Source organism: Nonomuraea sp. NPDC005730 (assembly GCF_040630865.1).
Taxonomy (GTDB): domain Bacteria; phylum Actinomycetota; class Actinomycetes; order Streptosporangiales; family Streptosporangiaceae; genus Nonomuraea.
This window is the reverse complement of sequence record NZ_JBEXYK010000006.1, coordinates 204,195-214,459: the sequence shown is the minus strand read 5'-3', so window position 1 is coordinate 214,459 and position 10,265 is coordinate 204,195. Positions and strand designations below refer to the sequence as shown.

Sequence of the window (10,265 nt, the reverse complement as noted above, 5' to 3'; positions counted from 1 at the left end):
AAAAAGCGGAGTGCCCGGGAGGCCATTCCCGGGCACGTGCTCTCGGTCGTTTTTCGCGGTACACGACCCGCCACGGTGAAGGGCGGACCTCTCAGGAACGTTCCGGCTCGTAGTGCAGGCCCACCACGCCGCAGTCGAACGCGCGCGCGCCGACCAGGCGCAGCCGGTGGTGACCCTCGCCCGCCGGGAACAGCGGCAGCCCGGCCCCGATCGCGACCGGGTTGACGAACAGGTGCAGCTCGTCGATCAGCCCCCGCGAGATCAGCTGCCGGCCGATCGAGGCGCCGCCGGCCACCATCACGTCGCCGCCGGGCTTCGCCTTCAGCTCCTCGACGGTCTCGGCCGGGTCGCCGCCCGCCACGACGGCGTTCTTCCAGGGCGACTCGGCCAGGCTGCGGGAGATGACGACCTTCGGCGTGTTGATCATCTTGTCGATGCCCTCCTCGGTCTCGCCCGCCGGCCGCGACTCCCAGGCCGGGATGAAGCCCTCGGCCAGCTTGCGGCCCAGCACGATGGTGTCGACCGGTTCCCACAGCGCCGCGACGTGGGCGTTGATGTCGTCGGTCCAGGGGAACGTGACCCAGTCCATCTCGCCGTCGGGGCCGCCCACGAAGCCGTCCGTGGTGATCTGGAGCTGCAGCTTGACCTTGCGCATTTGATGTGTCCTTCCGGTTCCGCTCGGTGTGGTTCCCAGCGTGCCGGAGCTTGCTTACGGTCTGCTTCCGCCGGGCTTAAGGTCGCCGGACGGCTCGCCGCCTGGCCGACCACCACGACGCCCCCCACAGGATCACGCCGATCACCAGCAGGATCCCGGCGATCTCGTACTGGCCCGCCGGGCGCCCGGAGGACCACGGCAGCACCAGGTAGAGGCAGGTGACCGTGCCCACCACGGGCAGCACGCGGCCCGCGTTGAAGTGCTCGGTGCCGGTGACGTCCCGGCGCAGCACGAGGACCGCCACGTTGACCGCCGCGAAGACGGCGAGCAGCAGCAGCGAGGTCGTGCCGCCCAGCAGCGCCACGACCGGGCTGTCGGGGACCAGCGAGACGAACGTGATGAGCCCGATGGCGATCACCGTGGTGAACAGGATCGCGGCGTGCGGCGTGCGCCGGGTGGCGTGCACCGCCGACAGGAACGGCGGCAGCACGCCCTGCTTGCTCATGCCGTACAGCAGCCGGCTGGCCATCAGCATGTTGATCAGTGCCGAGTTCGCGACCGCGAACATCGAGATGAACGGCAGCAGTGAGGCGATCGGCACGCCCGGAGCCGCCGTCTGCACCACCGTGACCAGCGGCGTCTCGCTGGCGGCGAGCTGCCCGACCGGGACCACGGCGACCGCGCAGATCGACACGAGCACGTAGATCACCCCGGTGATGCCGATGCCCGCGAACATCATGCGCGGGAAGATCCGGGTCGGGTCCTTGGTCTCCTCGGCCATGTTGACGGAGTCCTCGAAGCCGACCATGGCGAAGAAGGCCAGCGACGTCGCGGCGCTGACGGCCAGGAACACGCCCTTGTCGGCGGGCGTCTCGAAGGCGACGACGCGGGAGAAGTCGGCGTGGCCGCCGGAGATGAAGTACCCGCTGAGCACGATGACCATCAGCAGCCCCGACAGCTCGACCACGGTGAGCACGACATTGAGCTTGACGCTCTCGCCGACGCCGCGCAGGTTGACGGCCAGGATCAGCAGCATGAACCCCACGGCGATCAGCAGGATGACGCCGTTGCCCGCGTCGAGGCCGAACCCGGTGGCGAGGTTGGCGGCGAAGGCCCGCGAGGCCGCCGACGCCGACGTGATGCCCGAGCACATCACCGCGAAGCACACCAGGAACGTCAGCGCGTGCTTGCCGAACGCCTTGTGCACGTAGAGGGCGGCGCCCGCGGCCTCCGGATACTTGGTGACCAGCTCCAGGTAGGAGCAGGCGGTGATCAGCGCGACGACGAAGGCGATCGTGAAGGGCAGCCAGGCCGCGCCGCCCACCTCGCCGGCGACCTGGCCGGTCAGGGCGTAGATGCCGGTGCCGAGGATGTCGCCGACGATGAACAGCAGCAACAGGCCGGGGCCCATCACCCGCTTCAGGCTGGGTTGGCCGCTGCCGGCCTCGGGCGGGCTGGGGGGACTGATCTGAGCCATGGGGGTGGTCCTTCTCGTCCGTGAGGATGACGGCTACGTCATGTGCGCGACGGCGAGCCCCGGCCGGTCGCCGCGCGCCGCCGCGACCACGTGATCTCGACCGTCATCCTGACACTGTACGATCCCCGCTTGTCATCCGTGAACAGGTCGTCACGCTGAGCATCCGTCCCGGCACGCGAACGGCGCGACGGCCGTCCGGCCGCCGCGCCACCGGTGTGCGGGGGTGAGTGGTTGCAAGTCGGGAGCAATCCCCGCGCAAGGGGCGGGGCCTAGCGTCGGGGCGTGTCCAGACGACTGGTTCTCGGCGGTGCCGTCCTCGCGGCGACCGCCACGCTGACGCTCGGCCTTCCCGCCGCCCCCGCTCTCGCCGCCGCGCCCGCGCCCGGCAAGGTGGCGGGCAAGCTGTTCCGCGCGTGGCTGGCCGGCGACCGCGCCGCCGCGGCCGGGGTCGCCACCCCCGCCGCGGTGCGCACGATCTTCGGCTACGCCTACCGCGCGCCCGACCGATTCGACGGCTGCTCGCGCGGCGTGTGCCGGTACGTGCACACCAGCGTGCGCGTGCCCGGCGGCCTCAACGGCATCGCGATGGCCGTGACCGGCTCCAAGGTCACCAAGGTCTACCTGTCCCGGCACGTCGTGCGGCCGTCCGCCGCGGCCGGGCACCTGTTCACCGCCTGGGAGCGCGGCGACCGGTACGCCGCCCTGGAGGTCGGCGCGCAGGACGCGGTGCGGACGCTGTTCCGGGTCAGGTACGACCCGCACGGCGTCACCCACCACTTCCAGGGTTGCGCCAAGGAGCCGAAGGGCTACGCGTGCGCCTGGTCCTACGAGGGCGGCGCGATGTTCATGCACGTCCGCGGCTCCGAGGCGAAGGGCTACGACGTCCGGTCGATCAGTTACACGGCCGACTGACGGTCAGCCGCCGGCCAGGTCGTTCGCGGCCACGTAGCCGAAGGTCATGGCCGGTCCGATGGTCGAGCCCGAGCCCGCGTAGCTGTGGCCCATGACGGCGCCGCTGGCGTTGCCGGCGGCGTACAGGCCGGGGATCACCGAGCCGTCGGCGCGCAGGACGCGGGCGCGGGCGTCGGTGCGCAGGCCGCCCTTGGTGCCCAGGTCGCCGGGGACGATCCTGAAGGCGTAGAACGGCGGCAGCCAGAGCGGCGCCAGGCACGGGTTCGGCCGCACGTACGGGTCGGCGTAGTAGTGGTCGTAGGCGCTGTCGCCGCGGTGGAAGTCGGCGTCCCGCCCGGCCAGGGCGAACCCGTTGAAGCGGGTGACCGTGGCGCGCAGGGCGGCCTCCGGCAACCCGATCTTGCGGGCGAGCTGCTCGATCGTCGGGGCCTTGAACAGGGCGCCGCTGTCGTACCAGGAGTCGGGGAAGGGCAGCAGCGGGGCGATGTCCTTGAACAGGTACTTGTTGCGGTACTGCTGGTCGATGATCAGCCAGGCGGGGATGTGCGGGTCGGACGGGGTGTTGCGGTCGTACATGACGTGCACGACGTCGCTGTAGGGCGCGGCCTCGTTGACGAAGCGCCGGCCGGCGCCGTTGACGATGACGCAGCCCGGCAGGGTCCGCTCGGCCAGGCAGAAGTACGGCTCGCCGGGCAGCGGGATCACCGGCCCCCACCAGGCGTCGTCCATCAGGTCCAGCGCGCCGCCGGCCTGCTCACCGGCCTCGATGCCGTCGCCGGTGTTCTCCTTGGCGCCGACCGTCCAGCTCGTCCCGATGGGCTGGCGCTGGAACTCGGCCCGCATCGCCGCGCTGTGCTCGAACCCGCCCGATCCGACGATCACCCCGCGCCGGGCCCTGACCACCCCGGCCGGGGTGACGACGCCGGCGACCCGGCCGCCCTCGACGTGCAGGCCGAGCAGCGGGGTGTTCAGCCACACCGGCACCCCGGCGGCCAGCAGCCCGGCGCGCAGCCCGGCGGCCAGCGCCTGGCCCATCGTCAGCGGCTTCTCGCCGCGTAATGCCGCCTGCGTGCCGCGCAGCAGGCACGCCGCCGACACCTCCGTGCCCTTCGGGTTGACCAGGGCGAGCGTCAGCCACTTGTAGTCGGCGCTGAAGACGACCATGCCCGCCGGGGTCGCCATGTACGGCGGGTTGAGCCGGGCCAGCTCCGGGCCGAGGAGGTTGCCGTCGAACTGGTCGGGCTCGATGGAACGCCCGCCCGGCATCCCGCCGGGGAACTCCGGGTAGTAGTCGGAGTACCCCTCCATGAACCGGAAGCGCAGCGGGCTGTTGCGCGTCACGAACGAGATCATCTGCGGCCCCGCGTTCAGGAACGCCTGCTGCCGCGCGGCCGGGACGGTGTCGCCCACCACGCGGGCCAGGTACGCGGCGGCCTTGGCGGGCGTGTCCGGCACCCCGGCGGCCAGGATCACCTCGTTGCACGGGATCCAGATGCCCGCCCCCGACCGCGCCGCCGACCCGCCGAACGTCGGCGCCTTCTCCAGCACGACGGTGCTCAGGCCGCGCTTGGCGGCGGTGAGGGCGGCGGTCATCCCGGCGGCCCCCGAGCCGACCACCACCACGTCGTAGTCGGCCTCGGCGTAGGCCGGGTCCTGGCCGAGCGCCGCGCCGGTGACCAGGATCCCGCCCGCGATGAGCAGGGTACGGCGGCTGCGTCCGCGGGGGGTGAGGTCGTCGGAGGCCGGTGAGGCTGGTCGCATCGATGATCCCTTCGACAGGGGAGAGCCGGTCGCCCCCCTCGCCGAAACGAGCATGCGCTTGGTTGGTTACCCTGTCAACGGGCCCGCCGGACGGCCAGATCCTTGACGTGGCCCGCCGTGCCGGTCGCCGTCAGGGCGGTGGCGAACAGGATGAGCTGGTTGAGCACCTTCAGGAACAGCAGCATGCCCGCCGCGCCCGCGACCACCCGGTAGGCGGGGTTGGCGGCGGTGAGGTTGACGTAGACCTGGCCGATCGTCTTGAGGATCTCCAGCCCGGCGGTGATGACCAGCGCCGGGGCGGTCACGCGGCGCAGCGGCACCCGCAACCGGGGCGGCGCGGTCAGCAGCGCCATGGCCAGCAGCGTGTTCACGCCGAGGCCGAGCACGATCCCGGCCGCGGTGAGCACCCACTGGGCCGGCAGGGCCGCCACGCCCACGGTGAGCACGGCCAGCCACGTCAGCAGCCGTTCGGCGGCGAAGGCGACGGCGAGCGACAGGGCGAGCAGCAGCCCGAGCCCGGCCATCACGCCCAGGTCGATGAGCTGGCGCAGGAAGAAGCGCCCCGGATACTCCTCCAGCCCCCAGATCGCCCGGGTGGCCGAGCGCAGGGTGTCCATCCAGAACAGCCCGGTCACCGGCAGCGCGACGAACGCCACCGCGCCGGCCGTGCCCCCGGCCTCCCGTAACGCCTGGACGTCGAGGCGCGGGAAGTTCTCGCTCAGGTAGTGCTGGACCGTGGCGAGGACCGTCGGGTCGTCCATGACGTGGCCGAGGATGCCGAACGCCAGCAGGGCCAGGGCGAAGGTGGCGAAGAAGGAGTAGTAGGTGAGGGCCGCCGACAACCGGCCGCCGTCGGCCTTGTCGTAGCGCAGCACGGCGCGGGACAGGTGGTCGAGCCAGCCGTGCCGGTCGCGGGCCCGCCGCCAGGCCGCCGCCGGGCCCTTGTCCGGTCCGGTGGCGTTCATGGCGCGGGGTTCCCTTCGCTGACGTCCCGGTGGCCGTACGCCGCCGGGTGCTCACCGTACCGCCATGAGTGGATCAACAGGGGAGTGGCCCGCGGAGCCCGCCTGGCACCTGCCCGGCGGCGCGGTCGAGCCGGGCGGGACGGCGGCGGAGGCGGCCTGCCGGGAGGTCCGCGAGGAGACCGGGTTCGTGCTCGCCGCCGCGGACCTGGCCGGGCCGGTGGCCGTCAACGCGGGGGAGTGGTCGGTGCGTGGACACCGGTTCCACACCGTGCACACGTACTTCTTCGCCCGGGTCCCGGGCACGGAGCTGCCCGAGCCCGCTGACGACGGGCTCGGGCACCGCTGGTGGACGGCGGGCGGCCGCGGCCGACGCGGTCAGCGGAGGTTGAACGCGCGGAGGGTGGTCTGCCGGAGGCGGTTGCCCGCCGCGTCCCACGCCTCCACCTTCAGGCTCACCGCGCCCTTGGTGGCGCGGTAGGCCGGGTACTTCGCGCCGGCGGTGTAGACACCGTCCCGGCCCCGCCTGAGGTCGGCGGGCTGCCAGGTGGCGCCGTCGTCGGTGCTGGTCCACAGCCGCACGCCCGCGATCGCCGGCATCCTCGCCGCCGACGGCCCGTGGTAGGCCTCCAGCTCGAAGGTGTGCCTGCGCCCGGCCGCGACCGTGTTGCCGGCGGACAGGGTGTCACCGAGGTCGTAGCTGACGTAGACCGCGGGGGTGGTGCGGCACTGCTCGACCAGCCCGTCGACGAACCAGGCGTAGCAGTTGGCGCCCGGCCTGAGCTGCTCCTTGGCCGGCGGGGCGGTGAACGTCCACTCGATGTCGGACAGGGCGTTCCTGGCCGTCAGCCGGTAGCTGCCCGGCTCCTTGGGCAGCGGGTAACGCGGCAGCGTGTCGAAGCCCGGCAGGGGGGCGTTCGGCAGCTCCTTGCCGTCGCGGTACAGGTGCAGCTCGTACTGCGGCACCAGGTCGCCGAACGAGACGCCGTCGTCACGCCGGTCCCCGACCCCGTTGACCATGGACGGCGTCACCCACAGGTTGCCGTCGTGCACGCAGATCGCGCACGGCACGCCGATCACGAGCTGCTTGGGCGGGGGCGCGTCCGCGGGGCCGCCGAGCGCGTACAGCTTGTCGGAGGCCGTCGAGGCGCCCGGCGTGCTCGGGGTGGCGAACCACTTCTGGACGGTGGTGCCCGGCCGGTCGAACACCTCGTGCCGGTAGCGGGTCTCCTGGACCTCCTCGCCGGGCGCGGACGCGACGAGCGCGGACAGGCCCGCCTCGCTCACGACCTCGGGGTCGAGCGGCCAGATCCACTGCGTCCTGCGCTCGGGCAGCGGGACCGACCACTGCAGGATGTTGGTGTTGGTCGTTGTGTAGGAGATGTCGTCGGTCCGCCACGAGGCCCGCCAGTTCATGTACTTCGTGTACGGCCCGGCGTGCACGTCGAGGTCGACCCGGTGGAGCTGGCGCTCGGTCACCTTGTACCGCATCGAGTCAGGGACGCGCCCGTCGGCGGACGGCCGGAACACGTACGAGTACGGCGTGTTGGGCGTGCCCTCGACCCGGACGGTCACCCTGCCCCGGCCGGCCTCCTCGCGGATCTTCAGGCCCTCGGCGTTGGAGACGTAGGCGACGGGGATGTTGACCGGCTGGAACGGGCCGCTGAACGGCTTCTGCGAGATGGGCAGCGGGATCGGGCAGGCGGCGGCCTTCTCGTTGAAGGCCAGGACGCCGGCGGCGCCCGCGTCCCTGATCGGGCCCACCCGCTCGATCTGCAGGCCGCACGCCACCCCGAAGATGCCCTCGGCGGGCTCGGCGTCGATCAGCACGAGCGCGCCGCGCAGGTCCTTGCCCGCGAGGTCCTCGGGACGGCCCTTGCCTGCGTCGACCACCCGCAGGTCCTTGGTGCCCTCGAACGGGACGTACCCGGGGTGGATCTCGCCGGAGTCGATCGTGCGGACCCGGGTGACCGGGTGCAGGGTCGTGCGCTTCGGCGTGCGCATGGTCATGGTGACCTCGGGCACGCCCAGCTCCCACTGGCCGGCGAAGCGGAAGCCGCCCTTGGTGACCTTCTTCGTCGGCAGCGCCCACACCTTCTCCCAGCCGCCGAGCGGGCGGCCCGACAGCAGCGTGCCGCCGAAGACCTTGCCGTTGGGCAGGGAGCGCTGGAAGAAGACGTCGTAGGTGTTGTTCAGCGGCTGCGCGGTCTTCGGCGCGCTGAAGCTGACCTCGGTGGCCTTGCGGGCGTCGAGGGTGATCTCCATGTCGCCGGTGACGGTCAGCTCGGGCTCGAACAGCCACGCCCGGTTGGCGCGGTCGTCGGCGTCCACCCAGTCGAGCACCTGCAGCAGGCTGACGGTGCCGGCCGGGACGCGGCTCACGACCAGGCCCACGTCGTCGATGCGGTTGGGGCCGAGCTCGCCCTTGTTGCCGTCGACGTCCAGGACGCTCATGGCCGACGGGGTGCGCGGCTTGCCGTCCCGGTCGACGGTGTGGATGGTCAGGTCGTACTTGGGGACGTCCCGCACCGCGCCGAGCGGCGTGCTGAGCCGGACGCCGTCCGCCTCGGCCGTCACGGCCCCGCTGTAGGTGCCGACGGGCAGCTCGGCCGGGTCGAGGGTGACGGTGGTGGCGGCGGTGCCGCCGGCGGGGACGGTCAGCGCCGCGTCGGCGAGTACCGGCTTCGCGGCGCCCATCGTCGCCTTCAGCGTGAGCGTGACGGGCCGGTCGCCCAGGTTGCGGTAGGAGATCTCGCCGGTCTTCGGGGCGCTGCCGGTCTCCAGCAGGCCGAAGTCCACGCCGCCGCTCGTCGCGAACACCTGCTGCCTGGTCGCGCGGTCCAGGTCCACCCGGCCGGCGCCCTGCTCGTAGACGGTGAAGCCGTCGTCCTTGGAGGTGGACATCAGGGCGGCCTTGAGCTGCTGGGCCGTCCAGTCCGGGTGCTGCTGCGCCATGATCGCGACCGCGCCGGCCACGTGCGGCGTGGCCATGGAGGTGCCGGAGGCGCCGGTGTAGTGGTCGTCCACCGGGGAGCCCATGGCGGTGCCGGCCGCCCGCGCGGCCACGATGTCCACGCCGGGCGCGGCGATGTCGGGCTTGAGCCCGCCGCCGGGGCGCGGCCCGCGGCTGGAGAACGCGGCGAGCCGGTCGCTCTTGTCCACCGCGGCCACGGTCAGCGCCGCGTCGGCCGCGCCGGGCATGCTGATCGTCTCGGCCTCGTACAGGTTGCCCGCGGCGACCACGAACAGGGTGCCGGTCTCGGCGGTCAGGTCGTTCACGGCCTGGCTGAGCGGGTCGGTGCCGTCGCTGGGCGGGCCGCCGAGGCTCATGCTGACGGCCTTGGCGCCGCTGCGCGCGGCCCACTCCATGCCCTCGATGATCCACGACTCCTGGCCGGAGCCGGTGTTGTCGAGCACCTTGCCGACGACGAGCTGCGCGCCCGGGGCGACGCCCTTGAACCTGCCGCCCGAGGCCGCGCCGGTGCCGGCGATGGTCGAGGCGACGTGGGTGCCGTGCCCGTGCCCGTCCTGGACGGGCTGGTCGGGGACGAACGACTTGCTGTCGGCGATCCTCCCGGCCAGGTCGGGGTGGCCGGTGTCGGCGCCGGTGTCCAGGACGGCGATCTTCACGCCGGCCCCGTCCTGGCCGCGTTCCCACGCCTTCGGGGCGCCGATCTGCGGGACGCTCACGTCCAGGTCGGCCTTGACCTTGGCGTCCAGCCACAGCTTGGCGATGCCGCCGCGCAGCGTGCCGGGCGACTTGGCCAGGCCCTCGCCGGCGGGCCGCCCGCCGCGCACGGCGTCCCAGAACGCGCCCGCCTCGGCCTTGGTGACGTCGAGGGCGGAGGCGTGGATGCTCTCCAGCGTCCGGGTGGGCTCGCTGGCGGGGACGGCGGCGGCCGAGCGCCTGACCGCGGCCTCGGCCTGGTCGCCCGGGTACTGCACGATGACCGGCAGCCGCTTGGCCACGTCGTCGGAGTAGCCGTTCTCGGCCAGGTACTTGACGTCGAACAGCCGCCTGTCCACCAGCCCCGCCTGGACGGCGGAGACCGCGTCGTCCGGCAGCACGAAGACGCCGTCCGGGGTGAACTGGGTGAACAGGTTGATCCGGCGGCCGTCCTGGCGCGTGCCGGGGGCCGGCTCGACGCGGTACCGGCCGGCGGCGGACCTCGTGAGCTGGACCTTGTCACCCGTGATCAGCGTGACGACGACCTTCTGGGCGCGCACCCCGGACAGGGTGACGTCCTTGGCGGCCTGCGCGGGGGCGGCGGGTGCGGCGGGTGCGGCGGGTGCGGCGGGTGCGGCGGGGGTGCCGGAGGCGCCGGGGGCGGGGGTGTCCGGCGTCGCGGCGGTCGCCGGTCCGGCGGTCAGCACGCCGGCGAGCGCGGTGACCGCGGTCAGCAGGACGCCTGTCCGGCGCGCCAGCGGGGGGCGGGGCAGTGCCATGGTGGCCTTTCTGGCGGGGAGGGGTTCGGACGGCGGCGGTGGGCTCATGGCC

Annotated in this window: 7 protein-coding genes; 2 read left to right on the top strand and 5 right to left on the bottom strand. The window is 73.0% G+C overall.

Annotation, left to right across the window (positions count from 1 at the left end):
* Positions 1-91 precede the first annotated feature (91 nt).
* A complete protein-coding gene (locus ABZ444_RS11930; RefSeq protein ID WP_357994938.1) occupies positions 92-655 on the bottom strand; it encodes a dihydrofolate reductase family protein in 564 nt (187 codons plus the stop codon).
* Positions 656-731: 76 nt separating this feature from the next.
* Entirely contained in the window at positions 732-2,132 is a 1,401-nt protein-coding gene (locus tag ABZ444_RS11925) for an APC family permease (RefSeq protein WP_357994937.1), read from the bottom strand.
* Positions 2,133-2,414: 282 nt separating this feature from the next.
* On the opposite strand from ABZ444_RS11925, the gene ABZ444_RS11920 reads away from it, so the two are divergent.
* Positions 2,415-3,044, top strand: coding sequence for a hypothetical protein (locus ABZ444_RS11920; protein WP_357994936.1), 630 nt, complete (start codon positions 2,415-2,417; stop codon positions 3,042-3,044).
* A gap of 3 nt (positions 3,045-3,047) precedes the next feature.
* Here the strand turns inward: ABZ444_RS11920 and kstD are convergent, their stop codons facing one another.
* A complete protein-coding gene (gene kstD / locus ABZ444_RS11915) occupies positions 3,048-4,805 on the bottom strand; it encodes a 3-oxosteroid 1-dehydrogenase (RefSeq protein WP_357994935.1) in 1,758 nt (585 codons plus the stop codon).
* A gap of 74 nt (positions 4,806-4,879) precedes the next feature.
* Positions 4,880-5,770, bottom strand: coding sequence for a YihY/virulence factor BrkB family protein (locus tag ABZ444_RS11910; RefSeq protein WP_357994934.1), 891 nt, complete (start codon positions 5,768-5,770; stop codon positions 4,880-4,882).
* A gap of 64 nt (positions 5,771-5,834) precedes the next feature.
* Between ABZ444_RS11910 and ABZ444_RS11905 the strand changes: the two genes are divergently transcribed.
* On the top strand, positions 5,835-6,248 hold the full coding sequence (locus tag ABZ444_RS11905; protein ID WP_357994933.1) for an NUDIX hydrolase: 414 nt from the start codon (positions 5,835-5,837) through the stop codon (positions 6,246-6,248).
* On the opposite strand, the gene ABZ444_RS11900 is transcribed toward ABZ444_RS11905, so the two are convergent.
* On the bottom strand, positions 6,146-10,213 hold the full coding sequence (locus tag ABZ444_RS11900; protein ID WP_357994932.1) for a S8 family serine peptidase: 4,068 nt from the start codon (positions 10,211-10,213) through the stop codon (positions 6,146-6,148). The two genes, ABZ444_RS11905 and ABZ444_RS11900, sit on opposite strands and share 103 nt — an antisense overlap.
* Positions 10,214-10,265: the final 52 nt, after the last annotated feature.